26 protein-coding genes and 1 pseudogene are annotated in these 26379 nt (G+C 71.4%); 16 read left to right on the forward strand and 11 right to left on the reverse strand.

The window, feature by feature from the left end:
- Nucleotides 1-37 precede the first annotated feature (37 nt).
- Nucleotides 38-1207 (forward strand): alanine--tRNA ligase-related protein, encoded by a 1170-nt coding sequence (locus OHT57_RS03320; RefSeq protein WP_328744356.1) that lies wholly within the window; start codon nt 38-40, stop codon nt 1205-1207.
- A gap of 14 nt (nt 1208-1221) precedes the next feature.
- Here OHT57_RS03320 and OHT57_RS03325 read toward each other — a convergent pair whose 3' ends face one another.
- Together OHT57_RS03325 and OHT57_RS03330 are read right to left on the reverse strand one after the other, a co-directional pair.
- Nucleotides 1222-3570: an ABC transporter permease gene (locus tag OHT57_RS03325; RefSeq protein WP_328744358.1), complete on the reverse strand. Its 2349-nt coding sequence runs from the start codon at nt 3568-3570 to the stop codon at nt 1222-1224.
- Entirely contained in the window at nt 3567-4259 is a 693-nt protein-coding gene (locus OHT57_RS03330) for an ABC transporter ATP-binding protein (RefSeq protein WP_328744360.1), read from the reverse strand. Before OHT57_RS03330 ends, OHT57_RS03325 begins: the two co-directional genes overlap by 4 nt.
- Before the next feature lie 218 nt (nt 4260-4477).
- Between OHT57_RS03330 and OHT57_RS03335 the strand changes: the two genes are divergently transcribed.
- The gene (locus OHT57_RS03335; protein ID WP_328744361.1) at nt 4478-5776 is read left to right on the forward strand and encodes a sensor histidine kinase; all 1299 of its coding nucleotides are present in this window, start codon (nt 4478-4480) and stop codon (nt 5774-5776) included.
- A 74-nt stretch (nt 5777-5850) separates the two neighbouring features.
- Nucleotides 5851-6570 carry a response regulator gene (locus OHT57_RS03340; protein ID WP_443053589.1) on the forward strand — a complete coding sequence of 240 codons (720 nt, stop codon included), beginning with the start codon at nt 5851-5853 and terminating at the stop codon, nt 6568-6570.
- On the opposite strand, the gene OHT57_RS03345 is transcribed toward OHT57_RS03340, so the two are convergent.
- Nucleotides 6567-7019 carry a flavodoxin family protein gene (locus tag OHT57_RS03345; protein WP_328744363.1) on the reverse strand — a complete coding sequence of 151 codons (453 nt, stop codon included), beginning with the start codon at nt 7017-7019 and terminating at the stop codon, nt 6567-6569. The genes OHT57_RS03340 and OHT57_RS03345 overlap by 4 nt on opposite strands.
- Nucleotides 7020-7116: 97 nt before the next feature.
- Between OHT57_RS03345 and OHT57_RS03350 the strand changes: the two genes are divergently transcribed.
- Nucleotides 7117-7755 (forward strand): class I SAM-dependent methyltransferase, encoded by a 639-nt coding sequence (locus tag OHT57_RS03350; protein WP_328744365.1) that lies wholly within the window; start codon nt 7117-7119, stop codon nt 7753-7755.
- 271 nt (nt 7756-8026) lie between these two features.
- On the opposite strand, the gene OHT57_RS03355 is transcribed toward OHT57_RS03350, so the two are convergent.
- The 4 genes from OHT57_RS03355 to OHT57_RS03370 form a co-directional block, all read right to left on the reverse strand.
- Entirely contained in the window at nt 8027-8347 is a 321-nt protein-coding gene (locus OHT57_RS03355) for a hypothetical protein (RefSeq protein WP_328744366.1), read from the reverse strand.
- A 100-nt stretch (nt 8348-8447) separates the two neighbouring features.
- On the reverse strand, nt 8448-8894 hold the full coding sequence (locus OHT57_RS03360) for a hypothetical protein (RefSeq protein WP_328744369.1): 447 nt from the start codon (nt 8892-8894) through the stop codon (nt 8448-8450).
- 198 nt (nt 8895-9092) lie between these two features.
- The gene (locus OHT57_RS03365; protein WP_328744371.1) at nt 9093-9230 is read right to left on the reverse strand and encodes a hypothetical protein; all 138 of its coding nucleotides are present in this window, start codon (nt 9228-9230) and stop codon (nt 9093-9095) included.
- Between the two features lie 319 nt (nt 9231-9549).
- Nucleotides 9550-11079, reverse strand: coding sequence for a helix-turn-helix domain-containing protein (locus tag OHT57_RS03370; protein WP_328744372.1), 1530 nt, complete (start codon nt 11077-11079; stop codon nt 9550-9552).
- A 316-nt stretch (nt 11080-11395) separates the two neighbouring features.
- Between OHT57_RS03370 and OHT57_RS03375 the strand changes: the two genes are divergently transcribed.
- From OHT57_RS03375 to OHT57_RS03390, 4 genes are all read left to right on the forward strand, one after another.
- Nucleotides 11396-12016, forward strand: coding sequence for an L-threonylcarbamoyladenylate synthase (locus tag OHT57_RS03375; protein ID WP_328744373.1), 621 nt, complete (start codon nt 11396-11398; stop codon nt 12014-12016).
- A 123-nt stretch (nt 12017-12139) separates the two neighbouring features.
- On the forward strand, nt 12140-12895 hold the full coding sequence (locus tag OHT57_RS03380) for a dienelactone hydrolase family protein (protein ID WP_328744374.1): 756 nt from the start codon (nt 12140-12142) through the stop codon (nt 12893-12895).
- A gap of 353 nt (nt 12896-13248) precedes the next feature.
- The gene (locus OHT57_RS03385; RefSeq protein WP_328744375.1) at nt 13249-14637 is read left to right on the forward strand and encodes a DEAD/DEAH box helicase; all 1389 of its coding nucleotides are present in this window, start codon (nt 13249-13251) and stop codon (nt 14635-14637) included.
- Nucleotides 14638-14958: 321 nt separating this feature from the next.
- Nucleotides 14959-15774, forward strand: a complete 816-nt coding sequence (locus tag OHT57_RS03390) for an SAM-dependent methyltransferase (protein WP_328744377.1) — start codon at nt 14959-14961, stop codon at nt 15772-15774.
- 231 nt (nt 15775-16005) lie between these two features.
- Here the strand turns inward: OHT57_RS03390 and OHT57_RS03395 are convergent, their stop codons facing one another.
- Nucleotides 16006-16638, reverse strand: coding sequence for a TetR/AcrR family transcriptional regulator (locus tag OHT57_RS03395; protein ID WP_328744378.1), 633 nt, complete (start codon nt 16636-16638; stop codon nt 16006-16008).
- A 51-nt stretch (nt 16639-16689) separates the two neighbouring features.
- On the opposite strand from OHT57_RS03395, the gene OHT57_RS03400 reads away from it, so the two are divergent.
- Nucleotides 16690-17583: an ABC transporter ATP-binding protein gene (locus tag OHT57_RS03400; protein ID WP_328744379.1), complete on the forward strand. Its 894-nt coding sequence runs from the start codon at nt 16690-16692 to the stop codon at nt 17581-17583.
- Entirely contained in the window at nt 17570-18331 is a 762-nt protein-coding gene (locus tag OHT57_RS03405) for an ABC transporter permease (protein ID WP_328744380.1), read from the forward strand. The genes OHT57_RS03400 and OHT57_RS03405 overlap by 14 nt, the downstream gene beginning before the upstream one ends.
- A 220-nt stretch (nt 18332-18551) precedes the next feature.
- Here OHT57_RS03405 and OHT57_RS03410 read toward each other — a convergent pair whose 3' ends face one another.
- Nucleotides 18552-19337, reverse strand: coding sequence for an SDR family oxidoreductase (locus OHT57_RS03410; RefSeq protein ID WP_328744381.1), 786 nt, complete (start codon nt 19335-19337; stop codon nt 18552-18554).
- Nucleotides 19338-19611: 274 nt separating this feature from the next.
- Here OHT57_RS03410 and OHT57_RS03415 point away from each other — a divergent pair, with 274 nt between their 5' ends.
- The 3 genes from OHT57_RS03415 (at nt 19612) to OHT57_RS03425 (ending at nt 23219) form a co-directional block, all read left to right on the forward strand.
- Nucleotides 19612-20517 carry an MHYT domain-containing protein gene (locus OHT57_RS03415; protein WP_328744382.1) on the forward strand — a complete coding sequence of 302 codons (906 nt, stop codon included), beginning with the start codon at nt 19612-19614 and terminating at the stop codon, nt 20515-20517.
- A 72-nt stretch (nt 20518-20589) separates the two neighbouring features.
- Nucleotides 20590-22092 carry a metallophosphoesterase family protein gene (locus tag OHT57_RS03420; RefSeq protein WP_328744383.1) on the forward strand — a complete coding sequence of 501 codons (1503 nt, stop codon included), beginning with the start codon at nt 20590-20592 and terminating at the stop codon, nt 22090-22092.
- 98 nt (nt 22093-22190) lie between these two features.
- Nucleotides 22191-23219 carry an LLM class flavin-dependent oxidoreductase gene (locus OHT57_RS03425; protein ID WP_328744384.1) on the forward strand — a complete coding sequence of 343 codons (1029 nt, stop codon included), beginning with the start codon at nt 22191-22193 and terminating at the stop codon, nt 23217-23219.
- 167 nt (nt 23220-23386) lie between these two features.
- On the opposite strand, the gene OHT57_RS03430 is transcribed toward OHT57_RS03425, so the two are convergent.
- Nucleotides 23387-24352 (reverse strand): TauD/TfdA dioxygenase family protein, encoded by a 966-nt coding sequence (locus OHT57_RS03430; protein WP_328744385.1) that lies wholly within the window; start codon nt 24350-24352, stop codon nt 23387-23389.
- An 89-nt stretch (nt 24353-24441) separates the two neighbouring features.
- Between OHT57_RS03430 and OHT57_RS03435 the strand changes: the two genes are divergently transcribed.
- Nucleotides 24442-25068 carry a hypothetical protein gene (locus OHT57_RS03435; protein ID WP_328744386.1) on the forward strand — a complete coding sequence of 209 codons (627 nt, stop codon included), beginning with the start codon at nt 24442-24444 and terminating at the stop codon, nt 25066-25068.
- Nucleotides 25064-25313: pseudogene (locus tag OHT57_RS03440) on the forward strand (aldo/keto reductase); the annotation flags it as partial. The gene OHT57_RS03435 and the pseudogene OHT57_RS03440, both read left to right, overlap by 5 nt.
- Nucleotides 25314-25342: 29 nt before the next feature.
- Here the strand turns inward: OHT57_RS03440 and OHT57_RS03445 are convergent.
- On the reverse strand, nt 25343-25732 hold the full coding sequence (locus OHT57_RS03445) for a VOC family protein (protein WP_328744387.1): 390 nt from the start codon (nt 25730-25732) through the stop codon (nt 25343-25345).
- A gap of 206 nt (nt 25733-25938) precedes the next feature.
- Here OHT57_RS03445 and OHT57_RS03450 point away from each other — a divergent pair, with 206 nt between their 5' ends.
- Nucleotides 25939-26373, forward strand: a complete 435-nt coding sequence (locus OHT57_RS03450) for a cupin domain-containing protein (RefSeq protein WP_328744388.1) — start codon at nt 25939-25941, stop codon at nt 26371-26373.
- The last annotated feature ends 6 nt before the right edge of the window (nt 26374-26379 follow it).

Below are 26379 nucleotides of genomic sequence, written 5' to 3' on the forward strand. Positions count from 1 at the left end.
GTCGTTTCCGGTCCCACCAGACCGAAGGACCACTGCCATGGACACGGACCGCACCGTAGGCGTCTTCACCGACTTCTACCGCGAACGCGGACACCACCTGATCACGGGCGGCACACTGCTGCCACCGCCCGGGGACCCGGTGCTCTTCACCACCTCGGGCATGCACCCGCTCACGCCCTACCTGGAGGGCCGCCCCCATCCCCGGGGTCGCCGGCTGGTCAATGTGCAGCGCTGCCTGCGGACGACCGACCTCGACGAGATCGGCGACTCCACACACCTCACCGTGTTCGACATGCTCGGCTCATGGTCGCTCGGCGACTACGGGCACTCGCAGAGCCTTCGCTGGGGCTACGAGCTGCTCCGCGAAGGTTTCGGCATCCCCCACGAGAGACTGCACGTCACGGTGTTCGGCGGCGACGGACAGGTGGGCCCCGACCTCGAATCGCTGCGCACCTGGCAGGAGACGGGCGTCCCGGTGGAACTCACCCGGGACGACAACTGGTGGTCCAACGGACCGGTCGGCCCGTGCGGCCCCGACTCGGAGATCTTCGTGTGGACCGGTGGAACCCCGCCCCGGGGCACCCCCACCACCGATCCGCGCTGGGTGGAGATCTGGAACCACGTCGTCATGCGCTACCGCCGCCTCGACGACGGCTCGCTCCAGCCTCTTGAGCGTCCCGGAATCGACACCGGCATGGGGCTGGAGCGCCTGGTCACCGTCCTGCAGGGCCGTTCCTCGGTCTACGACACCGACCTGTTCGAGCCATGGATGCGACTGCTGCCGCCACTCTGGGAGCTCGACGAACCGTCGCTGCGGCTGGTCTGCGACCATCTGCGCTCCGGTGTCGTCGTCATCGGCGACGGGGTACGGCCGTCCAACACCGGTCGCGGATACGTCCTGCGCCGCATCGTGCGCCGGCTGCTCACCACCCTGCGGCGCGACGACCCGTCCCGCACCCTGTCCGACCTGCCCGTGGAGCTCCTCCAGCACACGCTGGACCACTTCGGTTCGACGTCCGGGACGGATCTCGTCCGGGACGTGCTGCTGGAGGAGGAACGCCGCTTCGACCGGCTGCTGGAGCGCGGTCGCCGCCTGCTGTCGGGGCCGCGGTACCGGGGACCGCTGAGCGAGGAGGACTACGAGTACCTCCACGACACCCACGGTCTCCCCCGCGACCTGGTGGTCGGACTGCGCGGGAAAGGATGACCGTTTCCGGCTCCCTACTCCGTGCGCAGGGCCGTGGCCGTACGGGCCTTCGCCGCCCAGCCCGCCGGGAGCATCGCGCCCAGCAGCGCGATGACCAGGCCGGCCAGGCCCAGCAGGAGCAGTTGCGGGGAGTCGTACACGTCGAGGACGGACCTGGGCAGGCCGGTGCCCGCCGCGTGTCCCATCACCGGAAGCACGTAGCCGTGCAGCGCGTATCCGGCGGGGACACCGATGAGGCCGCCGAGGACGCCGATGCCGGCCACCGAGGCGAGGACGAGGCTCACGGTCTGCCGGGGTGACATGCCGAGCGCCTTGCACACGCCGAGGTCGTGGACGCGCTCCCGGGTGTCCAGGACGACGGAGTTGAGCACGCCGAGTCCGGCGACGGACACGAGCATCAGGGTGAGGAGCGCGGCCATCGTGTTCAGGATCAGGACGAAGTTGTCCTGCGTGGAAGGGGGGTTGGCGCGGACGTCGGCTCCGAGGGACTTGATGCTCGCGCCGAGTTTCTCGGCGTAGGTGACCGCGGAGACGCCCGGTTTCACGTCGATCAGGAACACCCGGGGCTTGGTCGCCGGGAAGTCCGCGGTGTTCGCCTGGATCTCCATTTCGTCGTCCGAGCTGCCGAAGGCCTCGCCGACGATCCGCAGCATGGCCGTCTCCTTGCCGACGGTCACGCGTACGGTGTCGCCGATCTCGGTGCCGGTGCTCTCCAGGAACTGGCCGGGCACGACGACCTGGCCCGCGCCGGTGAGCCAGTGCCCGGAGACCACCGCGTGGCCGACGGCGCTGGAGTCACCCTGGTAGAGGGTCGCCCGGACCGTTCCGGAGACCCCGGCCACGGCGCCGTCCTGCTGGCCCATGCCGTAGTACGAGGCAGTGCCCGCCTGCGCCTCGATGGCGGCGATCACCTGCGCCGGGTCGGCCGGCTCCGGCTCCTGGGTGCCCGGTGCGGGGACGTGTTCGCCGCCCACGATGCTCGGGCCGCCGGCGAAGACGGAGACCGCGGAGCGGCTCTCGGGATCCTGAAGCGCGGTGACCTCGTTCAGTGAGGAGGTGAGGCCGACGGCGAAGGTCGCCGCGATGGTGCCGAAGGCGACGGCGAGCAGCATCGCGAGCGTACGGACCGGATGGGCGAAGGGGCTGGCGAGGCCGTAGGTCACCGCCCGGGGCAGCGGAAGCCGCCCCGCCATGCGGTGCGCCCACTGACCGCGTCCGGTGCGCGGGGCCCGGCCGAGGGCGATGGCCTCCACCGTGCGCAGCCGTCCCGCCCGCAGCGCGGGGACGAAGGCCGCGATCCCGACGACCAGCAGGGCGCCGGCGGGGACGACCACGTCCACCCACCAGGCGACCGACAGGGTGGCGGTGCCGTAGGCCTGCTCCGTGTCGTCGAGAAGTGGCAGGGCCAGCAGGTTGCCGAGGACGACGCCGAGCGCGATGCCCGCGGCTGCGGGGATGAGCGCCTGGGCCACATAGGCGCGGACGACCTCGCGCGGGGTGAAGCCGATGGCCTTGAGGATGCCGATCCTGCGCAGACTCGTGCCGACCGCGCCGCTGATGACGCTGCTCACGATGATCACCGACATGACGATGCCGAGCACCCCGAAGGCGACCAGGAACGGGATGGTCGGGGCGGCGCCCTGGTCGGCGGCGCGCTTGGTGTCGAGGTAGGACCGGGCGCCGAGAAGGGCTCCGGACGGGACCGCGGCGAGGAGCTGCTTGCGGTCCGAGGCGATGTCGCCTTTCGAGCCGGCCGAGCCGAAGCGGTAGAGCATCTGGCTGGTGACAGGGTGTTCTTTGGAGGCAAGGGCCCTGACCTGCGAGGGAGTTGCCCACACGTCGGCGGTCTTGCTGGCCGACGTGGCGAAGCCGACGACCGTGAGAGTCGTGTCGGAGGCGGTCAGGGTGTCGCCCACCTTGAAGGCGGCACCCTGGTAGGCGGAGTTCAGCACGATCTCGCCCGTTGTCCTCGCCCACCGGCCGGCCGTGAGGTCCAGGTCGTCCACGGCGGCCTGCGGTGCGGTGCGTCCGACCAGGGTCATGGCCGGGGGGCGACGGCCCGTCGAGTCCGTCGCCTCGATGATCGTGGTGGGGTACGGTCCCGCGCTCGCGGTGACTCCGTCCAGCTGCCCGGTGGCCGCGAGCTGCGCCGCCCCGGCCTTGGCCGGATCGAACTCCGCGGTGATGTGCGCGCCCTTCTGCTGGGCGAAGGCGTGGTCGAAGGGAGCGTTCGAGACGACCATGAGGGAGCCCGCGACCACGGCCGCCGCCACGGCCATCATCGTGGCGATGGTGATGACCACGGTCTGCACGCGGCGCCGGCCGATCCCGGAACGGATGACCCGGACGAGCGGTCCGGTCATCGCACGGCCTCCGCGCGGGAGTCGAGGGCGACATGACCGTCGACGAGATGGACGGTACGGCTCGCGCAGGCCTCGGCCAGGGCCCGGTCGTGCGTGACGAGCACGATGGTCTGTCCGCCTCGGTGCAGCTCGACCAGAAGTTCCCGCACGTCCTGACCCGAGGCGCTGTCGAGGGCGCCGGTCGGTTCGTCGGCGAGCAGCAGGGCGGGCCGGTTCACCAACGCCCGGGCGACGGCGACACGTTGGCGTTCCCCGCCGGAGAGACGGCCGGGGTAGGCGCGGGCGTGCTTCTGGATGCCGAGGACCTCCATGAGCTCCTGCGCCCGGGACTGCGTCCTGCTCCGGGAGGTTCCCCTGAGCTGGGCGGGAAGCTGGATGTTGTCGAAGACGGTGAGGTCGTCGAGCAGGTTGAAGAACTGGAAGACCATGCCGATCTGTTCGCGGCGGAACCGGGCCAGGGCGTGCTCGCCGAGCCGGTCCACCCGCTGCCCGGCGACGGTCACGGTGCCCTCGGTCGGCTTGTCGAGGCCCGCGACGAGGTTGAGCAGCGTGGACTTGCCGCTGCCGGAGGGGCCGGTCACGGCGAGGGCCTCGCCCTGGGCGACGGACAGGTCGAGGGGTCCCAGCGCGGGTGCGCCGGCATTGTCGTAGCGCTTGGCCACGCCCTGCAGTTCGATCACTTGGGTCATGGGAGGTGCCCGTCCTCACGGTTGTCGGGTCGTGTCCTTGCCGGCGTGGCGAAGGTACGGAAGCGCGGGGCCGGGGCGCGTCCGCCGGGACGGCGAGAAGCGGACATCCGCGCGGAGGACACGGTGGCGGGGTCATCCCTGCGAAGTACGCCCGCCGGACGGGGTGTTGGTCGCACAGACGGACGCGCGGCAGGACCCGGGGCCGCGACAATGTACGCATGGAGACGAGGTACCTGCGGGGATGGAGTCGGCAGGTGCGTGCCGCGCTGCGGCCGGAGGCGAGGGATGCCGCGCTGTCGCGGCGGTCGGTGTGGTTCGACGTCCTGCTGGCCGTGCTGTTGGCGGTGGTCGCGCTGGTGGTGGCGTCGCGCTATCCCGGCGACGGTCCGGTACAGGTGTCGAGGACCGCGTACGGGCCGCCGGTGCCGCCCCTGCCTCCGGTTCTTCCCGGCGGGCGGATCGAGCCGCCAGTCCCCACCCCTCCCTGGGGGCTGGTCATACTGTCGGCGCTTCCGCTGGCGGCGCGGCGGCGGTTTCCGCTGACCGTGTTCGCGGTGGTGCTCGGCGCGGCCATCGGCATCGGCGACGACGCCTCCTGGATCACCGTGCTGACCTGCGTCATCGGCGCGTACAGCGCGGTCGTGCACAGCCGGCACCGAGCGGGGGCGATGGCCGGCCTCGTCGTCGCGGCCGTGCTGACCGGGGTGGCCTTCCGGTCGACGGAACCGGTACTGCCCGGCTGGTCGAGCCCCGGGGTGGTGCTGCTGCTGGCCGGGCTGCTGGCCGGCGTGGTCCGGTACGGACGGCGGCGGCTCGCGGTCAGCCGGGACCGGTTCGCGGCGCTGGAGCGAACGCACGAAGAGGAGACACGCAGGGCCGTGGAAGAGGAACGGGCCCGGATCGCCGCCGAGTTGCACGACGTCGTGACCCACAATGTGAGCGTGATGGTCATCCAGGCGGGCGCCGCACGCAAGGTCATGGACGCGTCGCCGCAGCGGTCCAAGGAGGCACTCCTCGCGGTCGAGGCCGGGGGGCGGGCCGCGATGGCCGAACTCCGGCACGTGATGGGCCTGTTGGCCGCTCCGGACACCGGCCGCGCGGACTCCCCCGCCGACGGCCTCGAACCGCAGCCGGGTCTCGGTCAGTTGGGCGCCCTGATCGACCGGGTGCGGGCCGCCGGGACACCGGTGGGGATCTCGGTGTCGCTGCCCCCGGAACCGCTGCCGCCCGGCGTGGACCTCACGGCGTACCGCGTGGTCCAGGAGGCTTTGACCAACACCATCAAGCACGCGCCCGGTGCCGAGGCCGTCGTCACCGTCGGCTGGACTGGTGACCTGCTGGAGATCGAGGTCATGGACACCGGCGCAGTCCGCGACGGCGTCCCGGCGGACGGAAACGGCCGCGGTCTGATCGGCCTGCGCGAGCGCCTCGCGGTCTACGGCGGCGAACTCACGGCCGGTTCCACACTCGCCGGCGGCTTCCGGATCCGGGCACAGGTGCCGTGGCGGACGGGGTGAGCGGGGAACCGGTCGGCGGGGAGGCCGGGTTGGGGGACAGGGTGAGCGGGACGCAGATCGGTGGGGCGAGCGGGTTGGGGGACGACGGGGTGGGAGAGGACGTGTTGCGGGTCGTCATCGCCGACGACCAGGCCCTGGTGCGGACCGGGTTCGGGATGATCCTGGCCGCGGACGGCATCGAGGTGACCGCGGAGGCGGCCGACGGCGCGGAGGCGGTCGCCGCGGTCCGGCGGACCCGCCCGGACGTCGTCCTCATGGACATCCGGATGCCGGTCATGGACGGCATCGAGGCCACCCGGCGGATCCTCGCCGCCGACACCGCGGGCGAGACCCGCGTGATCATCCTGACCACGTACGACCTCGACCACTACGTCTACGCCGCCCTCACCACGGGGGCCAGCGGCTTCCTCCTCAAGGACGTCACCCCCGAGCACCTGGTGTCCGCCATACGGTTGGTGCGGTCCGGCGACGCCCTGCTGGCGCCCTCGATCACGCGTCGGCTGATCGAGCGTTTCGCCCGCCGTGAGGAGTCCCTGTCCTCGGCCGGCTCGCACCACGACCTGTCCGGTCTGACGCCACGTGAGCTGGAGGTACTGCGGCTGCTGGCGACCGGACTCAGCAACGCGGAGCTCGCACAGCGGCTCGTCCTCAGTCCGACGACGGTCAAGACGCACATCGGGCGGATCCTGTCGAAGCTGGACCTGCGCGACCGCGTCCAGGCGGTCGTCCTCGCCTACGAGAGCGGGCTGATCACGCCGGGCGGTACCGCGGACGACACCCTCCGGGACACCTAGGACATCAGCCCGGCCGCAACCGTCGCCCCCAGCTCCCAGCACGCCTCGATGTCGGCCTTGGCCGGTTCGCCGGTGACCGTCACCGGTTCGGCCGCGCGGCGCCATCCGAGGCCGGTGGCGATCGTCTCGACGCCCCGCAGGGCGCCGGTGACGTCGTTCCCACCGTGCAGGTAGATGCCGAACGGCCGGCCGCGCGTCTCGTCGAGGCAGGGATAGTAGACCTGGTCGAAGAAGTGCTTGAGCGCGCCGGACATGTAGCCGAGGTTGGCCGGGGTGCCGAGCAGGTAGCCGTCCGCCTCCAGGACGTCCGAGGCGCTGGCGGACAGGGCCGCACGACGCACGACGCGGACGTCCTCGATCTCCGGTGCCGTCGCACCGGAGACGACGGCCTCGAACATCGCCTGGCAGTTGGGCGAGGGCGTGTGATGGACGATCAGCAAGGTGGCCACGCTCGAACCCTGCCTGCCTCGGCTTTCGTCCGCAAGCCACACCGTGGCCGGACGGTGCCGGGCTAGGATTCACGGACACCACGAGGGGGGAGCAGACGTGGCAGACGAGGAGCACGGGCAGCCGGCGGCGGCGGTGTTCGACGCACTGGGGCTCACGTACGAGAAGGCGTTCGCGCATTCCGAGGCGCACCGGGAGTCGCTGGACTGGCTGCTCGGCCGGCTCGCGCCCGGCAGCCGTGTCCTGGACGTCGGCAGCGGCACCGGCCGGCCCACCGCGTCGACACTGGCGGGCGCGGGCCACGAAGTACTGGGAGTGGACGTCTCCCCCGTCATGGTGGACCTGGCGACCCGCCAGGTTCCGGGGGCCACGTTCCGCAACGCCGACATCCGCGAAGTGCCGCTGGAGGACGGGTCGTTCGACGCGGTGTGCGTGTACTTCTCGCTGCTCCAGATGGACCGCGCGGACCAGTCTGAGGTGCTGACGCGGCTGGCGCGGGCCGTGCGGCCGGGAGGCAGTCTGGTGCTCGCGACCGTGCCCGCGGACGTGGAGGACTTCGCGATCGAGTTCATGGGCCGACCCGTCCGAGCCACCAGCTTCGCCGCCGAGGACGTCGTGGCCGTGGCGCGCGCCGCGGGTCTCACGGTGGAGTCCGAGCAGCACCTGGAGTTCACCCCGGACCACCCCGACGGCGCCACCGAGCCGCACGTGTTCCTGTACTGCACGCTTCCTGCCTGACCGCCGGCCGTCAGCCACGGCTGTCTGCACGTACGGCACCAGCCGCACCGGTCCCGTCAGACCGTGATCCTGGCGGGCGACCCCGCCGAACACCGTGGGCTCTTCGACCCTGTGCCGGTTGATGAGCGGTGTCGCCACCTCGACCTCGATCGTGTTGTCGCCGCGCCGCAGTCAGGGGCCGAGGTCGACGACGGGATGGAGACGGTCGGCCGGGGGCAGGCGCCTGCCGTTGACGCTCACCCGGAACGTATCGCCGACCTGGCCAAGCTCCCTAGGCGCCGTGCGACTGCGACCAGCCGGCGGGCAGGGTGACGGTGGTGCAGTAGCAGCCGATGCCCGCGGAGTCGGCCGGCTCGGGAATCTGTGACCAGGGCTTCAGCGTGTCGAGTGTGACACTGCGCCGGACGCGGTCGGTCCGGGCGGCATCCGGGCCCGGGTACCAGTCCTCGACGGCCGGTTCCCAGCGGGCCGGTGTGATCGGTGCGGGCACAGCGGGGGTCCGCGTGGTGACGGTGCGGCCCTGGGACAGGCGTGTGGTCCAGATGCCGGCCGACACGGCACGCACGGTCAGCCCGCGCTCGGTGAACAGCACCGCGTCGGCGTCAGTGGCCTCGGCATGCGGGCTGTTGCCGTGCCGGTCGCCGAACAGAGGCCTGCCAGGAATGACGGGACAGGACTGACGGGAAGAGGTCCTACGAGGTGCCCCGCAGTCGCCGTATCGTCCCGCCGAGCTTGTTGCGGGCCTGGTCCAGGTGTTCGGCCTTGGTGCTGACCACCCAGCGCGGGCCCACCAGGTAGGTGCCCCCGTAGACACTGGCCGCGTCGAGCCACGCGTCCTTGTACTTCTCGGCGGGGAAGGTGGTGATGCGGTAGTCGGCCTTCTCGGAGTGGCACAGTCCTTCCCGCAGTTCGTCCGCGTCGATACGGATCTCGGCCTTGCAGCCCGCCAGACCGGCGATCACCTCGATCCTGGGCGGGGCCAGGATCCCGGCGGCGGGAGCGGCGGAACTCCTCGACGGCTGGGCGCCCTTGGCGGTGTCGTCCTCGCCTCCGCTGCACCCCGTCACCAGAGCGAGGCTCCCGACGAGGGCGGCCAGTGGCAACCCGGTGATCCGATCACTGCGTCCTCGTCGCGGCACGAGCCTCTCCGTATCCAGTCGGCGGACTACGCCCTGGAGTACGGAAGATCGGCTACGGCTGTTCAGTCGCCGGGAGCCTTGCGGGTGGTGAACCACCCGGGCGCCACCGCCGGCTCCGCGGAAGAGCGTCACCGTTCTCACCCTGCGCGTGCGGATGGGCCGGACGCCCGTCCGTCCGGCCCATCCGCACGCGCAGGGTCAGCCGCCGGTCAGTCGTGCACGCAGCAGACCCTTGCCGATCCCGGCGCCCTTGCGGCTGTCCGCCTGGGCCTGGATCAGGTTGCAGTCCCTGTCCGGCGTACCTGTCGCGCCGCCGGTCTCCGTACTGCCGGTCATTCCGGCCTCCTCCGGCGATCGTCGTTCCGGAGCTGGACGAGTACCCGTCATACGCGGGTCAGTCCACGCCCTGCCGGAAAAGTCGAAGCCCCGCATGTGTCCCCGAAGGACCGGGCCCGGCCGTCCGGGGCATCCGGGTTGCCCGGTGGGAGGTCGCGCTGCTGATCGCCTTCCGGCTGTCCGGGTCGGGTCCCGGGAGAAATCCCGCAGGGGGCCGACCGGTCCCCCGTTCCGGTCGCTCCCCCCACGGTGCACCGAACCTACGTCGCCTGCGGACACTTGTGAATCGCGGCGATGCCCGCTGTGCAGAGCACAGGACTCACCCGTGCACAGGTGTGTCCGGATGACCCGGATCGTCCCGAAGCAGGACGGGGTGATCGAGGGCGCCGGTGGCCAGATGGGCCAGGACGACCTCGTAGAGGTCACTGCCGGAGGCGATCAGCCGGCGTTCCAGGACGGGTTCGGCGCTGCGGACGTGTTCGCGCACGGTCTGCGCGTGGACGGCCAGCGCCTGCGCGGCCCGTTCCGCGTTGCCGCCGGCCGCGATCCAGCTGCGCAGGGTGCGGCGCAGGTCACGGCCGTCGCTGTCCAGGCGCCCCAGCAGTTCCTGCGCCCAGGTCTCCAGCGCGGGTCCGGCCAGCAGGTCGCCCAGCCGGGCGGACACCTGCCGCGGCCCGTCGCCGCCCTGTCCGTCCGCGAGGCTCACCTGGGTGCTCAGGGCCAGATGGACGGTCGCGCGGACGGTGAGATCGGTGAAGTCGGTGCGCAGCAGGGACTCGACACGGTCCATCCGGGCACGGACGGTGTTGCGGCTGACCCCGAGGATCTTCGCGGCGCTGACTGCGGTGAACTCCAGCCCGAGGCGTGTGGTGACGAGCAGTTCGGCCCGGGTGTGGTGCGCCAGGGTGTCGAGCGGCCGCAGTACCGCGGCGGTCCACTCGCGCAGCGTGACGGGGTCCATGAGGCGCTCGGGGCGGTTGCGTTCGGCGTAGACGGCCGCCCTGTCCGGCCGTACACGCGCCACGGCGAGGGCGCTCACCGCCTGCCCGTATGCGGTGGCGGTCCGGGCGAGGCTCTGGCGGGCGCTGCCGCCGAGCAGGGTGCCGGGGTTGCGGCCGACGAGTGAGCACAGGTCATCGCCCGCGGCGTCCACGGTGGTCACGATGATCACGTGGCCGTCCATGGCCGGGCAGCGCACCACGAGTGCGTGTTCGCCGGTCACGCCGAGGCACTCCTGCGCGAGCCGGTCGCGTTCGGAGGCGTCCCCTTCGAGGACGTAGACGCACGCCGTGTCCGTGTCGAGCAGGCCGGGCCACAGTCCCGCGGCGACGCGGCGCGCCGAGACGGTGTCCTCCACCATGAGCAACTGGAGTATGGCCAGGCGCAGATCGGACGTGGCCTGCCGCAGCCGGCGCTCGGCCGCGGTCGTCTCCCGGGCGCGCAGCAGGAGTTCGAGGACCTGGGCGGTGTGTGCGAGGACGTCGGAGTCGCGCCGGTCGAACGGGGCCCGGCGGGCCACCGCGAGCACTCCGGCGGCCGGCGGGTTCGGGTGCTCGACTCTGACCAGGCGCAGGTGACTGTCCTCGTCGGCCGAGGCCGCGGAGGCGATGCGCCCCGCGAGGATGTCCGCGACCAGGCCCTCGTCCAGCGGCATGCGCGTTCCGGCGACGAGGGTTCCTGTGTCGTCCTGGAGTGAGGCCGTGCCGTCCACCGTCTCCGCGAGCCAGGCGACGATCCGGCGGATGTCGCGTCCCGTCGGCCGCAGATGGTCGAGGAGCTCCTGAGCCCACGCCGGGGAGCCGGCGTCCGCCGCCCCGCTCCCTCCGGATCCGCTTGCCCGCCCTGCCACGTCGCCCTTCGCCTCACCCCTCGCGCCTTCCTGGCACACCGCTCGGGACGTTACCTCACGTGCGGCGGACGGGCGTTGGGCCGGACGCGCTCAGGTGTGGAGGGCGTGTGTGGAGGTGCCGGCCGAGCGGAAACCGCGGAGCGTCGCGGGCGGCCGTGGTGGAGAGCAAGGGCGACGAGGGCGACGCCAACCACCCCGGCTGCAAGGCCGGATCGGCGGCGAGATCGCGCCACCGGACGGGCTACCGGGAGCCCACCGACGCCGCCACCACCCCGGCCTGCGTCATCGCCCTGAGGCGACGGCATAAGCTCGGCGGATGGCGAAGTACTTCGACGTGCACCCCGACAACCCGCAGCCCCGCACCATCTCCCAGATCGCCGAGAGTGTCCGTTCGGGAGCGCTGATCGCGTATCCGACGGACTCCTGTTATGCGCTGGGATGCCGGCTGGGCAGCCGTGACGGCATCGACCGGATCCGGACCATCCGGAATCTGGACGACCGGCACCACTTCACCCTGGTCTGCCAGGACTTCGCGCAGCTCGGCCAGTTCGTACGGGTCGACAAGGACGTGTTCCGGGCCATCAAGGCGTCGACTCCGGGCAGTTACACCTTCATCCTCCCGGCGACGAAGGAGGTGCCGCGCATGCTCCAGCACCCGAAGAAGAAGACGGTCGGCGTGCGCATCCCCGACCACGTCGTCACGCAGGCACTGCTCGCCGAGCTCGGCGAGCCGCTCCTGTCGAGCACCCTGCTGCTGCCCGACGAGGAGGAACCGATGACCCAGGGCTGGGAGATCAAGGACCGCCTCGACCATGTCCTGGACGGGGTCGTCGACTCCGGGGACTGCGGCACCGAACCGACGACGGTGATCGACTTCTCGGGCGGCGAGGCGGAGATCGTGCGGCACGGGGCGGGTGACACCAGCCGGTTCGAGTAAAGCCGCCCCCAACTGGGCAGGGGCTGGGACGGCCTGCTGGATGGTGCGTGCAACCATGTGCCCGGCCCGGTTCCGCCGGGCCGGCGACCTGCTCGCCGTCGTATTGCGCAGAGAGGCACCCCCATGACCTCCGTACAGGGAACCGCGGTCGACATCTCCACCGAGGACGGCACCGCCGACGCCTATCTCGTCCACCCCGTCGACGGGGTGCCCCGCCCGGCGGTTCTGCTCTACCAGGACGCGTTCGGACTGCGCCCCCATCTCAGGTCGATGGCGGACCGGCTCGCCGAGGCCGGCTACACGGTCCTGGTGCCCAACGTGTTCTACCGGCATGGGCGCGCGCCGGTCATCGAACTGCCCGAGTTCATAGACCCCGCCGCGCGGCCGGAGATCTTCGGGCAGATCGGTCCGATCATGCAGTCGCTGACGCCCGAACTCGCGATGCGGGACGCCGACGCGTATCTGCGCTGGCTGGCGGACCGCCCGGAGGTCGCCGACGGCCCGGCAGCCGTAACGGGCTACTGCATGGGCGCACGGCTGGCCCTGCGCACCGCCGCCGCGTATCCGGACCGGGTGGCCGCGATGGCCGGTTTCCACGGCGGCGGCCTGGCGACCGACGAACCGGACAGCCCGCACCTGGCGTCCGAGCACATCACCGCCGAGGTGTACTTCGGTCACGCCGACGAGGACGCCTCGATGCCTCCCGAGCAGATGGAGCGTCTCGACGCCGCATTGTCGGCGGCCGGGGTCCGCCACCGGTCCGAGGTGTACCCCGGCGCCCGCCACGGTTACACCCAGGCCGACACCTCCGCGTACGACGCCGAGGGCGCCGAGCGCCACTGGGTCGCGCTGCTCGACCTGCTCAAGCGCACGTTCTAGCCGAGACGTGTGTCGAAAGGAGCGCCGTCCGCCCATGGGGCGGGAAGCCCGGCAGCGGCTGGTGCGTGCGATCGCAAGGCGCAGGGGCGCCCCCGACACCAGGTGTACGGGGGCGCACCCGACGACGCGACTGAGGGGTCCCCTCTGAGGAAGTGCCTGCCGGACGGCGCCGGGCGGGCGGGACTTTCCGAACACAACCCTGGCGTCGGGAGCCCAGGCGGAGCGGTCGGGTCGGCCCGGTACGACGACACCGGACCGTTACTTTGTGTTAGCATCTGATATTTGCGCGCTCATTGCGGGCGCTCGTTCCTGCCGGGCCTTCCTCGGTACGTCCCCCACGCGGAAGGCTCTTCATGGACCACCCCGACCCCGCCCAGCCGGCGAGCGTTACTCAGTCGGCACCCGCCGGTTCCTTCGCCGAACTGAACCTTCCGGCCGAGGTACTGCGAACCCTCACCGCACTCGGCGTGCACGAGCCGTTCCCCATCCAGACGGCCACGATGCCCGACGCTCTCGCGGGACGCGACGTCCTGGGACGCGGGCGCACCGGGTCCGGGAAGACGCTCGCCTTCGGTCTGCCGCTGCTCGCGCGGACGGCCGGGCAGCGCGCTGAATCCAAGCAGCCCCTCGCCCTGGTCCTGGTGCCCACCCGGGAGCTGGCGCAGCAGGTGGCCGAGGCGCTCGCGCCGTACGCCGAGGCACTGCGGCTGCGCATGGCGACGGTGGTCGGAGGCATGTCGATCGGCCGGCAGATCTCCGCGCTGCGCGACGGGGCCGAGGTCGTCGTCGCCACCCCGGGCCGACTGCACGACCTCGTCGAGCGCAAGGCCTGCCGTCTGGGACGGGTACGGATCGCCGTCATCGACGAGGCCGACCAGATGTGCGACTTGGGCTTCCTGCCGCAAGTCACCGAGGTGCTCGACCAGGTGCGACCCGACGGTCAGCGGATGCTGTTCTCGGCCACTCTGGACCGCGACGTCGACCACCTCGTCGCCCACTACCTCCGCGATCCCGTCGTCCACTCGGTCGACCCGGCCGCGAGCGCGGTCACGACGATGGACCATCACGTCCTGGTCGTCCACGGCCCCGACCGGTACGCCGTCACCACGGAGATCGCCGCCCGCGACGGCCGCGTCCTGCTGTTCCTGGACACCAAGCACGCCGTCGACCAGCTCACCCGGCATCTGCGGGCCAGCGGGGTGCACGCCGCGGCCCTGCACAGCGGCAAGTCCCAGCCGCAACGCACGCGCACCCTCGCGCAGTTCAAGGACGGCCGGGTCACCGTCCTGGTGGCGACCAACGTCGCGGCCCGCGGCCTGCACATCGACGACCTCGATCTCGTCGTCAACGTCGACCCGCCCACCGATCCCAAGGACTATCTGCACCGCGCCGGCCGCACCGCCCGGGCGGGTGAGTCCGGAAAGGTCGTCACCCTGGTGCTGTCGGGCGAGCGTCGCGAGACGAGCCGGGTGATGGCCGAGGCCGGCGTCGAGCCGACCGTCACCAAGGTGCGGTCGGGCGAGGCGGAGCTGAGCCGCATCACCGGCGCCAAGGCTCCGTCCGGCAGGCCGCTCGACAGCGGGCCCGCCGCAACCCGGCCCAAGAACACCAACACCCCCTTCCGGGGCCTGGGCACCAGCAAGGACGCCTCCGGCGGGGCCGGTGGCAAGTCCCGCAAGGCCGACGAGGCCCGCAAGCTCGCCGAAGCCCGGAAGGCGGCCCGGACGCGTCGCGGCGGCTGAGAGAGAACCGCTGCCCGCCGGCGGCCCGGCCCCTCCTCCGAGGCGAACGACGGCAGCCCACGACGGCAGCCCGCAACACTGTCCGCCGTGAGCCTGGGTCGTTGGAGCGTCGATCGTTGAGAGCCTGGGTGGTCACGGGCTGCAGTCGTCACGGGCCTCAGTCCGGGACCATGTCGGCGCCGGGCCGGACGGGGCGAGGCCGTCGTCGCACGGAAGCGAAGACTCCGCCCGATGGGATAGCGCGAACCGGTGGGCGGGCAACGGGCGTTGGGACGTAGGTTGAGCCATGACCAACCGGCGCCCGGCTGAAGGACGAAACTCATGACCGACTCGGTGACGACACCCGGACCAGCGGAACATCCGAAGATCGACACCTCGGTGCCGCATTCGGCCAGGATCTGGAACTACTGGCTCGGCGGCAAGGACAACTACCCCGTGGACGAGGCGGCCGGCGACGCCTACACCGACGTCTTCCCCGGCATCGTCACCATCGCCCGCGGCAGCCGCGCCTTTCTGCGCCGCACCATCACCTATTTGGTCTCCGAGGCGGGAATCCGGCAGTTCCTGGACGTCGGCACCGGCCTTCCGACCGCCCAGAACACCCACGAGGTCGCCCAGGGGATCGCCCCCGAGGCCCGGATCGTCTACGTCGACAACGACCCGATGGTCCTGGCCCACGCGCGCGCCCTGCTCTACTCCACCCCCGAGGGTGCGACCGCCTACATCGACGCCGACGCGACGGATGCGGACCGCATCCTCGCGGCCGCCGCCGAGACGCTGGACTTCGGCCGCCCGGTCGCCCTCGTCCTCAACAACATCCTGGGCCATGTCGCCGACCACGATCAGGCCCGCTCGATCGCCAACCGGCTGATGGAAGCCTTGCCGTCGGGCAGCTACCTGTGCGTCGACGACGGTTCGCTCGGCATCGACCCGGTCTTCGAACAGGCCCAGGACGCCTACAACAAGAGTGGCGCCGCCCCGTACATCCTGCGCACGGTCGACCAGATCACCCGGTACTTCGACGGCCTGGAACTCGTGGAGCCCGGCGTCGTCCCGGTCACGCAATGGCGCCCGGAGCCTGGTTCGTCCACCCCGGAGGTCGTCGCCGAGCACGGCGGACTCGCCCGGAAGCCCTGACGGAGAGGCGCCCCGGCCCTCTCCCAGCGGCCCCGTCGGACCCGGGTGAAACAGCCATGGAACGTCGCCATGACTTCTCACCCGGGCCATCGGGGCCCAGGGGGTCCACCGGGCCACAGAGGCATCGGATCCGAAGGGATCGGGCCGCCGCACGCCCGTCCGCACCCGCTCGGCCGCATGAGGCCGAGCGGTCCCACCCGCGGCACGGCCGCCACCTCGCCCCTCCCCCGACTACTCCTCCCCCCGCGCCGCTCCCACCACCAGTCGCAGGATGTCGGCCAGGTCGGCCTCGAACTCGGCGGTGAGGTCGACGGGAAGATCCAGATACGGCCCGAGCCTGCTGTGGCCGGGTAGTTCGCTGTCCTTAAGCTGACCGCGGCGGTCGCGCGGATCGAGGGCGCCGGGGGTGAAGCGGCCCGATGCCTCGGAGGCGGCGAAGCCGATGACGAAGGTGCTGATCAGCCGCTCCAGGCGGGGCACTTCCGGTTCCGGGACCCCGGCCTCGATCAGGGCCAGGTAGATGATGTCCACCGCGCGCACGGCGTCCGGCGTGACGGCGGGGCGTGAGAAGAGCAGGTGCGCCGCCCAGGGGTGACGTTGGGCCACCTGTCTGCAGGCGTGCGCGAGGGTGCTGAGCTGTTCGTCCCAGGTTCGCTCCTGCGACGGGTCCGACGGCAGCAACGCCGACAGCAGGCGACCGACCATGCCGTCCAGCAACGCCGCCTTGTCCTTGACGTGCCGGTACAGCGCCATCGGCGTGACGCCGACGCGGTCGGCCAGTGCGCGCATCGACACCGCTTCCAGGCCGCGCTCGTCGGCGATGGCCAGTGCCGCGTCCAGGATCTCTTCCCGCCTGCCACTCATGGGTCTACAGTGTAGACGTATACACCGTAGACAAGAGGGGGGCGGGAACGGATGCTCGTCGCGAACGGGTTGGTGAAGTCCTATGGCCGACATCGCGCACTCGACGGCTTCGACCTGACGGTCGAGCCCTGCGAGATCGTGGGTCTGATCGGCCACAACGGGGCCGGGAAGACGACCTTCGTCGAGATCGTCACCGGTCTCGTGCGGCCCGACGCGGGCCGGATCCGCATCGGGGCGTACGACGCGCTGCGGTCCGGGCGGGCCGCGCGGCGGCTCGTCGGAGTGGCGCCGCAGGAGCCCGCCCTGTACGGCAGCGTCCCGGTGCGGGACAACCTGCGGCTGTTCGCCGGGCTGGCGGGACTGCGCGGGCAGCAGCGGGACGCCGCGATCACACAGGTCCTGGAGGAGCTTCATCTGTCGGCCCTCGCGGACCGGCCCGTGGGAGTCCTGTCCGGCGGGCAGCGCCGTCGGGTCCAGGCGGCCACGGCGATGGTCGGCTCGCCACCGCTCCTGTTGCTGGACGAGCCGACCGCCGGGGCCGATCCGGAGACCCGCTCGGCCCTGCTGGCCGCCGTGAGATCCCGCGCCGAGGCCGGCGCCGCCGTCGTCTACACCACCCACTATCTGCCCGAACTCGTGGACCTGGATGCCACGTTGGCGCTCGCCCGGGCCGGTCGGGTCATCGCGCGCGGCACCCAGGAGGAGCTCACCCGAAATCTGCCCGGCGAGCTCAGGGTTTCCTTCGCCGACCCGGCCGAGCCCGACCTGCGGATACCGACGACGGATCCCGGTGCCGACCTGGCGGCCCTCCTCCACTCGGGCCGCACGCCCGCCTCGGTCGATGTGCGCCGTGCGGACCTGGACGACCTCTACCGATCCCTCGAATCCGCAGTGGTCGACAACGCAGCGACCGAGAGCATGGAGGCCCGTGATGCCGCCGCGTGAGTCCGCGACCCGCCTCGGCGTCCTCGTACGCCACAACGCGCTGTTGATGCTGCGCGAACCCGGCCCGCTGCTGAGCCGGATGATCCTGCCGCTGGTCTTCATGACCCTGCTGCGCCCGCTCTACCTGTCCGCGCAGGGCCGCGTGGCCGGTACCGAACAGGCGGTCGTCGGCACGCTGGTCACCTTCTCGCTGCTCGCGCTCAGCATCTCCGGAAACGCGATCCTCACCGAACGGCTCGGCCACACCTGGGACCGACTGCGCGGCACGACGCTGCATCCGGCGGAGCTGCTGCTCGGCAAGGCCGTCCCCGTCCTCACCGCCCTGCTCGCCCAGCAACTCGTGATCGTCGCCTTCGGGGCGTGGGTGTTCGGGCTGCGCGTTCCGCATCCGTTCCTGCTGCTGGGCGTCCTGCTCAGCTGGAGCTGTGCGCTGCTCGGCCTCGGGGCGCTGCTGGGCGTCGTGGTCCGCAGCATGGGCGAGCTCTCGGCCGCCTACGACATCGGCGGCATGCTCCTCAGCAGCGTCGGCGGGGCGCTCGTCCCGCTCAGCGTGCTGCCTGCCTGGGTCGCGGACGTGGCCCCCGCATCCCCCGGCTACTGGGCCGCACACGGCCTGCGCGCCGCGCTCGCAGGCGACGCCGGTACCTCGGCGACGGCCTGCGGCACGCTCATCGGCGTAGCAGTGGTCTGCGCGACCCTGGCCTCGGTCCGCCTGCAAGGTCGCAGCGGGCGGGTGGTGGCGCTCTAGGCCGGACGTTCGCCAGGTGCCGGCGCGGGCGCAGGCCGAGGAGGTGGAGGGCGTCCCCTCGCTCGCATCCCGGCGAGGGGTTCCGCGACGCCGCGGGGCCTCCTCACGTACGACACCCGCGCAACGGATGTGATGACCGTGCCGGCCGAGTTCCCCGCGTGACGCGACGGCACGGCACGGCACGCGGGTGGACCGGCCGACCTCGCCGGGGCCACAGGGTTCAGGCCGATCCGCCGTTGCTCTTGAGCAGTTGCCCGTTGATCCACTGCCCTTGCGGTGAGCACAGGAAGTCCACGAGGTGGGCCGTGTCCTGCGGGGTTCCGAGGCGGCCGAGCGGAGTGGCGTCGAGACAGTGCGCCCTGGTCTCCTCGGACATCCAACCGGTGTCGACGGGGCCGGGGTTGACGGCGTTGGCGGTCACGCCGAGGTGGGCGAGTTCGTGTGCGGCGGCCAGGGTGATGCGGTCCATGGCGCCCTTGCTCGCCCCGTACGGCAGATTGCCCACGGTGTGGTCGCTGGTGAGGCTGATGATCCGGCCGGTGCCCCGTTCCGCGGTGAAGCGGCGGCCGAACTCGCGGATCAGCAGCCAGGTTGCGCGCGCGTTGACGGCGAAGTGCCGGTCGAAGCTCTCGACGGTGGTGTCGAGCAGACCGGAGTCGACGGACTCGCAGTGGCTCATGACGAGCGCGGTGACGGGGCCGAGGCGCCGCTCCGCCTCATCGAAGACCCGGGCCGGAGTGTCGGGGTCGGCGAGGTCCGCCTCGATCGCGGTGGTGGCCGCGCCCTGCTCGGACAGGAGCCCGGCGATCGCCTCGGTCGCGCCGGCTTCGGCGCCCCACGTCATGCGGGCGTCGTACGGGTTGAAGTAGGTGAAGGCGATGTCCCACCCTGAGGCCGCGAGCCGCTCGGCGATGGCGGCTCCGATGCCGACGGTGCGGCCCACGCCGGTGATCAGTGCGAGTGGGCGGGGGCCGGCGGAGACGGGGTGCTCGATGAGTGTCGTCACGAGCTGGGATCGTTCAGGAACGGCGACGGGCCGACAACCCTTTTTCTGGATCCCGGCAGGTCCAGCGAGGGCCTCCGATTGTTGAAAATCGCTCTACTCTTCCACATCCGCGAGCTCCAGGGGCCCTCTTGGCCGGAACTCGCCTTCCAGTGACTAAAGTTCAACCTCGCTGCTCGCGAGTTCTGCGGTTACCTGCGGTAGTGGCTTGATTTACCTGATCCCCAGCCGTAACTCTTCCATCACAACCGGCCAAGACTCTGGGGGGAGTTGGCTTATGGAAGGCACTGTCGACGGGTTTCGCTACGGGGTGGTGACCCCGGTCGCCGCCTATCTGATGGCATGTCTGGGAGGGGCTCTGGGGCTGCGCTGCATCGTGCGCAGCCTGCCCGGCAACCAGTCATGGAAGGGGGGTTGGCTGGCGCTCGGCGCGGCCTCGATCGGCTGCGGCATCTGGACGATGCACTTCATCGCCATGATCGGCTTCCAGGTCGTGCAGACCCGGATCCGTTACGACGCCGGGCTCACGGTGCTCAGTCTCGCCGTGTCGATCGTCGTGGTGGGCATCGGCGTGTTCATCGTCGGCTACCGCGGCGCCAGCGCCCTGAACCTGTCCATCGCGGGCGTGATCACCGGGCTCGGCGTGGCGGCCATGCACTACCTGGGCATGGCGGCACTGCATCTCAACGGGACGATCCAGTACGACCCTTACGTCGTCGCGCTCTCCGTGGTGATCGCGATCGTCGCGGCGAGCGCGGCACTGTGGGCCGCCGTCTCGATCCGCGGTTTCCTGACCAGCCTCGGGGCCAGCCTGATCATGGGTGTCGCCGTCTCCGGGATGCACTACACCGGAATGGCCGCGGTCAGCGTCCATGTACACGGCAGGACCGGCGGCTCGTGGGCGGGCGACTCGCCCTCCTCCCTGCTGCTGCCGATGCTCGTGGGGCCGGTGATCTTCCTCGTGCTGGCCGGGGTGGTCGTGATGTTCGACCCGCTGCTGGTGCTCGGCGACGGTGACTGGAACCGACAGTCCGCCTCACCGGCGCGTACCGTGCCGCGGCCCGAATCCCTCTTCGAGGACCAGCAGGACCGGGTCGGCTCCGCACACGCCCCGCAGGATCCGCAGTGGGCCGCGCCCCGCACAGGTCAGGGAATCCCCCGGAAGTCCCCACAGATCCGGTGATTTCCGGGAGGGACGGTGCCCAGCGGCCCTCCCCCTTCCCGGCCGGTTCTAGATCGTTGTTACGGTGCACCGGTGTCTGACTCCTCACGCGATACCGCCGAAGGCGCCGGCTGGGGCTCCGCCCGACTCGGCGAGTACAAGCGGCTGATGCCGACCGAGGTCGAGAAGATCTCGTGGCTGAACCCGAAGACGCTGTGGGCCGCCCGCAACGGCGTGGTCGCCTCCTGGTTCGGGGACCCCACGGGCCGTACCCGGAACCGCTGGGTGGCCCAGCGCGCCGCGGCCGGCGCACCCGCCGACAAGGTGATCCGGCGCGAGGACCCGGAGCGGTTCTCGTTCATGGTCATCGGCGACACCGGGGAGGGCGACGACCCCCAGTACGCGGTCGTGCCCGGGTTTCTGAGGATCAGTCAGGACACCCGGTTCGCCGTCGTCGCCAGTGACGTGATCTACCCGGTGGGAAGCGCGGACGACTACGACACCAAGTTCTACCGGCCGTACCAGGACTATCCGGCGCCGATCTACGCGATACCCGGCAACCACGACTGGTACGAGGACCTCGGCGCGTTCATGCGCGTCTTCTGCGACGCCACGTCGCCCCTCGCACCCGAACCCGGCCCGCGCCCCCTCACCCGCGCCTGGCTGCGCTCCCTGTTCTGGCACCGTCCGCGCACCGACGACGGCCAACACCTCGATGGCGCCCGCAAGTTGCGTGCGGCTCCGGCCCAACAGGCCGCCCAGCCGGGCCCGTACTGGGCTGTGGACGCGGGCCCGCTGCGCATCATCGGCATAGACACAGGGCTGCTCGGAACCATCGACGCCGAACAGGGCGCATGGCTGCGCGAGGTCTCCCGGGGACCTCGCCCCAAGATCCTCATCACGGGATCGCCCCTCTACGTGGACGGCGAACACCACCCCTGCGCCATCGAGGGAGGCGGCACGGTCGACGACATCGTCCGCGACCCCGAGCACCACTTCGTCGCGTCGATAGGCGGCGACATCCACAACTACCAGCGCTACCCGGTCGACGTGGACGGCCGGACCATCCAGTACGTCGTCTCGGGCGGCGGCGGGGCGTTCATGCACGCCACCCACACCATCCCGCACGTCTCGATCGCGGACGTCACCGAGAAGGACTTCCGCTGCTACCCGCTGCGCGGCGACTCCCTGGCCTTCTACAGCAGGCTCTACGGGCGCAGGCTGCACCTGCGCCGCTTCTTCACCCTCGCCGAGGCCGAGGCCACCGCGGTGATCGCCGAGCGCCTCGGCATCCCGCCGACCCGCAATCCGGGCGAGGCGGCGCGCGTGACGTTCCGCACCCGCCTGGTGGCCAGTCTCCTGGGCGCCGGCGGCCGGCCGGACCGCACCTCACGGTTCCGGCTCCCGGTGCGCAAGATCTACACACAGCTGTTCTCGCCGAGCTCGGCGACCTACAGTCCGCCGTTCTTCAAGTGCTTCCTCCGGCTGGACGTCACCCCGGAGGCGGTGCGTCTGCGCTGTTTCGCCGCCACCGGCAACCTCGCCCAGGAGCTCGACCCGCCGGTCGAGGACGAGGTGACCATTCCGCTGGCCTGATCCGGCCCCGACGGCCCCTCGAAACGGGAACACCACAGGTCGCGGGCGGGTTGGCACCCTCGTACTACTTGATGCATCAAGCACCCACGGAGGAACCCGTGCCGCCGACCTCACGCCCCCTGCGCAAGCTGGGCTTCCTGACCATCGGCCTGTTCGACGAGGCGGATCCGCGGCGCGGCCACGAATCCACCCTGGAGATCATCGAACTGGGCGAGCGGCTGGGCTTCGACAGCGCGTGGCTGCGCCACCGCCATCTCCAGTACGGCATCTCGTCCCCCGTCGCCGTCATGGCGGCGGCCTCGCAGCGCACCAGCCGCATCGAGCTCGGCACCGCGGTCATCCCGCTCGGCTGGGAGAACCCGCTGCGACTGGCCGAGGACCTGGCGACCGTGGACATCCTGTCCGGCGGCAGGGTGAATCCGGGGGTGAGTGTGGGCCCACCGATGCACTTCGACGGGGTCAAGGAAGCGCTGTACCCGGACACGGCCGACGCCGAGGACTTCTCCTACGAGCGGGTGCGGCGACTGCTGGACCTCGTACGCGGCAAGCCGGCCAGCGACTTCAGCGGAATGCAGGGGTTCGAGGTCTTCTCCGACCGGGTGCAGCCGCACTCCCCCGGTCTCGGCCGACGTCTGTGGTACGGCGGCGGCAGTCTGGGCTCGGCACGCTGGGCCGGTGAGCATGGCATGAACTTCCTGACCAGCAGCGTCGTCAAGGCGGAGGCCGCCGACGGGCCGTACGACTTCGCCGGGATCCAGCACTCGCACATCCGCGCCTTCCGCGCCGCCCACCCGGACGGCGAGGACGCCCGCGTGTCCCAGGGGCTCGTCGTCATCCCCACCGACTCGGCGTCGCCGCAGCAGCGTACGAAGTACGAGGAGTACGCGGCGAAGCGCACCCCTCGTACCGCTTCCCCGCAGGGTCCGGCGCGGCTGATGTTCGCACCGGACATCGTCGGCACCTCTGCGGAGATCGCCGAACAGCTGCGCGCGCACGCCGCGTTCCGTGAGGTGGACGAGGTGGCGTTCGCGCTGCCGTTCTCCTTCGAGCACGAGGACTATGTGCAGATCCTCACCGACATCGCGACGAGGCTGGGGCCGGCGCTGGGCTGGCAGCCCGCCGCCTGACTCGACGGGCCGGGGGGCGCGGCTTCCCGGCCCGACGATCGGAACCAGATGGGCGGGCGAACCGGATCGGCCTCAGCTGCCCCCGGCACCCACGGGACTCCCGGAGCGTCTTCCCCAGGGGGATCCGACCCGGCCGGTTCCCCGCACGGCGCCCCGGCCCTGCCGGGTCACCAGCGCCCCACCTCGGTCCCCGTGATCGGCTCCGACGGCTTGCCGTCCGCCCCCACCGGGACGTCACCCGCCAGCATCACCCGGTGCATGATCCTGGGGAAGCCGAGGTGGGCGTTGTCGCCGGGGGCCAGATGAATGGTGGCCCGGTTGTCCCAGAAGGCCACGCTGTCCGGCTCCCAGCGGAAGCGGACCGTGTACTCGGGCCGTACCGCCTGTTCGAGGAGCATGTCGAGGATCGCCCGGCTCTCGGCACGGGAGAGGTCGGCGATCTGCTCGACGTAGTAGCCGTTGACGAAGAGGATCCGCTCCCCCGTCTCGGGGTGGACGCGCACCAGCGGGTGCAGCGAGGCGACCTGGTGGTCCAGGAGGTGCCGGACATAGGCGTCGTCACCGGGCCGGGGCTGGTAGCCCACACCGAGCCGGTGCTCCACGCGCAGGCCGTCGATGAACTCCCGCACCGCACCGGACAGTCCGGCGTAGGCGGCCGCGAGGTTGGACCAGGTGGTGTCCCCGCCGTACGGCGGTACGGTCTCGGCGCGCAGGATCGTCGCGGCCGGCGGGTCGACGCGGGCGCCGTGGTCGCAGTGCCAGCCGCGCAGCAGGGTGTGCCGTCGGCGTTGCAGCCACTCCTCGTGCTCCATGCCGAACTTCCCGCCCAGTTCCAGCCGGTCGGCGGTCGTCTCGACCTCCGGGAAGTCCACGGGCGAGGCGCCGCCGCGCTTGCGCAGCACGATCGGCTCACCGAACCGGCGGGCGAAGGCCACGTGCCCGGTGTGGTCCAGCTTCTGCCCGCGGAAGAACACCACCTTCCAGCGCAGCACAGCGGCCCGGATCGCGGCGACCACCGAGTCGTCCAGGTCGTCGGCCAGGTCGACCCCGGTGATCTCCGCTCCGATGTGCCCGGCGACCGGGTTCACCTCGATGCCCGCGTCCCGCTTCGCCGTGCCCTTGTCCGTCGTCATGGCTGCTCCGTCGATCGCCGCGCCTGTGTCTGTCCAGGAGTGACGGTCCCCTCCCCGCGGGGCGCGTCACCCATGCTTGACTGCCCATCGTGACCGCTTCCTCAACTCCCCACGAACCCAGCGCCTTCGTTCGGCGCCTGCAGACCGGCGAACGGCTGCCCCTGCCGGCCGACTCGGTGACGGACTGGGACACCTTCCCCTTCGAAGGGGACTTCCGGGTCAAGCGGATCCAGCCACCCGTCCTCCCCGAGCCCGGGCGCCAGGGCGAGGACGGCCCGGACAGCTGCCGCACCTGCAACAAGCCGGTGGAGGAGGCACTGTGGGCGGACGACCACTGGCGACTGGACGCGGTCGGCACCGAGTCCCGGCTGCCGGCGGTCGTCATACTGCAGCCGCGCGGCCACTACGACCTGACCGACCTGCCCGCCGAGCGTGCGGCCGAACTCGGCCCCCGCCTCCAGCGGGCGGAACGGGCGGTGCTCGCCCTCGACGGCGTCGCTCGCGTCCACGTCAACCGCTGGGGCGACGGAGCCGCCCACCTCCACTTCTGGCTGCTCGCCCGGCCGGCCGGGCTGACGCAGCTGCGGGGAACCTTCCTGTCGGTCTGGGAGGAGCTCCTGCCACCCCTGTCGGACGAGGACCGTCGACAGGCCCACCAAAGGATCGCCGCCGCGCTGGCCGCGGAGGGCGGCACGGCCCACGCCCTCGCACGGTGACCTCCTGAACGACCCGGCCGTGGCCGCTGTCGCCACGGCGCACGGTGTCACACCCGGCCAGGCGATCCTGCGCCGGCACATCCAGCTCGGCGCCCTGCCCATCCCGAAGTCCGGCAACCGGGACCGCCAACGCGCGCACCTCGACGTCTTCGGCTTCGAGCTGACCGAGGCGGAGGTGGCGGCGATGGGTGACCGGGGTGCACCGGCGTCCGGGCGGCGATCCGGAGGTGCACGGGGAGTTCTGATCCCCGGGAGGGGTTTCGAGCCCCCGCGGTCATCCGTCCGTCGGGACCAGACAGAACTCGTTTCCCTCGGGATCGGTCAGGACGATGTGGTGCGGATGCCGGGCACCGACCATCGCGCCGAGGGCGGTGAGGCGCCCGATCTCCGCCTCCGGGTCCGCGGTGAGCAGGTCCAGGTGCACACGGTTCTTCACGCTCTTGCCTTCCGGCACGAGTTGGAACCACATCCGAGGTCCGCCGTCCGCCGACTCGACCAGCACGGTCGGGTCGTCCTCGGTGCTGCTGATCCCGAGGGAGCGCAGGCGGGCGAGTTCCGTGGCGTCGTAGGGGGCGACGGCGTAGTCGTCCAGGGCGGCGGCCCAGAAGCGGGCCGTGGCCGCGGGGCGAGCACAGTCGAAGACGATGTCCTTGAGTCGTGCCATCCCTCCATGGTGGACGCCGCTGCCGGAGGGTGTCACGTCCGCGGCGGGTGGCGATGTCATCGCCGCCCGGCCTCGACATCTTGGGCGACCGGGACACGCGCGGTCCACCGAATTCGGCCCCAACTCCCCTTCCCTGCCTCTATGTTCACTCTGACGTCCACTGCGACACGTCAGCACTCACGCACTCGAGCCAGGAGACCATCCGTATGCGCATCGCCCTCCGTACCGCTGTGTCCGGCGCGGTCCTCACCGCTTCCGTCCTCACCGGCGGCACCGCCCAGGCGACCCCGCCCGGCCCCGGTGTGGTCGGCACGCTGATCGCTCTGAAGACCGTGGGCGACACCGACTACGTCCTCAGGGAGATCACCGTTCCGCCGGGTCAGGCAACCGGCTGGCACTACCACGACGGCCCCGTCTACGGATACGTCAAGCAGGGAACGCTCAGCCACTACCACGCCGACTGCGCCAGTGACGGCGTCTATCCGCAGGGCACGGTCGTGCGTGAGCCGGGTGGCCCGGGCGACGTCCACCTCGGCCGCAACGAGGGAGACACGCCGTTGGTCCTGGAGGTGCTGTACGTCCTGCCGCACGGCTCGCCGTACTCGGAGGACGTGCCGAACCCCGGCTGCTCCTTCCAGTGACCGCGG

The sequence above is a fragment of the Streptomyces sp. NBC_00285 genome (assembly GCF_036174265.1).
In the GTDB taxonomy this organism is placed as follows: domain Bacteria; phylum Actinomycetota; class Actinomycetes; order Streptomycetales; family Streptomycetaceae; genus Streptomyces.

What these genes read in the sequence shown, in the direction of transcription:
- OHT57_RS03320 (WP_328744356.1), top strand. Translation starts at nt 38, where the DNA reads ATGGACACGGACCGCACCGTAGGCGTCTTCACCGACTTCTACCGCGAA.
- OHT57_RS03325 (WP_328744358.1), bottom strand. Translation starts at nt 3,570, where the DNA reads ATGACCGGACCGCTCGTCCGGGTCATCCGTTCCGGGATCGGCCGGCGC.
- OHT57_RS03330 (WP_328744360.1), bottom strand. Translation starts at nt 4,259, where the DNA reads ATGACCCAAGTGATCGAACTGCAGGGCGTGGCCAAGCGCTACGACAAT.
- OHT57_RS03335 (WP_328744361.1), top strand. Translation starts at nt 4,478, where the DNA reads ATGGAGACGAGGTACCTGCGGGGATGGAGTCGGCAGGTGCGTGCCGCG.
- OHT57_RS03365 (WP_328744371.1), bottom strand. Translation starts at nt 9,230, where the DNA reads ATGACCGGCAGTACGGAGACCGGCGGCGCGACAGGTACGCCGGACAGG.
- OHT57_RS03375 (WP_328744373.1), top strand. Translation starts at nt 11,396, where the DNA reads ATGGCGAAGTACTTCGACGTGCACCCCGACAACCCGCAGCCCCGCACC.
- OHT57_RS03380 (WP_328744374.1), top strand. Translation starts at nt 12,140, where the DNA reads ATGACCTCCGTACAGGGAACCGCGGTCGACATCTCCACCGAGGACGGC.
- OHT57_RS03385 (WP_328744375.1), top strand. Translation starts at nt 13,249, where the DNA reads ATGGACCACCCCGACCCCGCCCAGCCGGCGAGCGTTACTCAGTCGGCA.
- OHT57_RS03390 (WP_328744377.1), top strand. Translation starts at nt 14,959, where the DNA reads ATGACCGACTCGGTGACGACACCCGGACCAGCGGAACATCCGAAGATC.
- OHT57_RS03395 (WP_328744378.1), bottom strand. Translation starts at nt 16,638, where the DNA reads ATGAGTGGCAGGCGGGAAGAGATCCTGGACGCGGCACTGGCCATCGCC.
- OHT57_RS03400 (WP_328744379.1), top strand. Translation starts at nt 16,690, where the DNA reads ATGCTCGTCGCGAACGGGTTGGTGAAGTCCTATGGCCGACATCGCGCA.
- OHT57_RS03405 (WP_328744380.1), top strand. Translation starts at nt 17,570, where the DNA reads ATGCCGCCGCGTGAGTCCGCGACCCGCCTCGGCGTCCTCGTACGCCAC.
- OHT57_RS03415 (WP_328744382.1), top strand. Translation starts at nt 19,612, where the DNA reads ATGGAAGGCACTGTCGACGGGTTTCGCTACGGGGTGGTGACCCCGGTC.
- OHT57_RS03430 (WP_328744385.1), bottom strand. Translation starts at nt 24,352, where the DNA reads ATGACGACGGACAAGGGCACGGCGAAGCGGGACGCGGGCATCGAGGTG.
- OHT57_RS03445 (WP_328744387.1), bottom strand. Translation starts at nt 25,732, where the DNA reads ATGGCACGACTCAAGGACATCGTCTTCGACTGTGCTCGCCCCGCGGCC.
- OHT57_RS03450 (WP_328744388.1), top strand. Translation starts at nt 25,939, where the DNA reads ATGCGCATCGCCCTCCGTACCGCTGTGTCCGGCGCGGTCCTCACCGCT.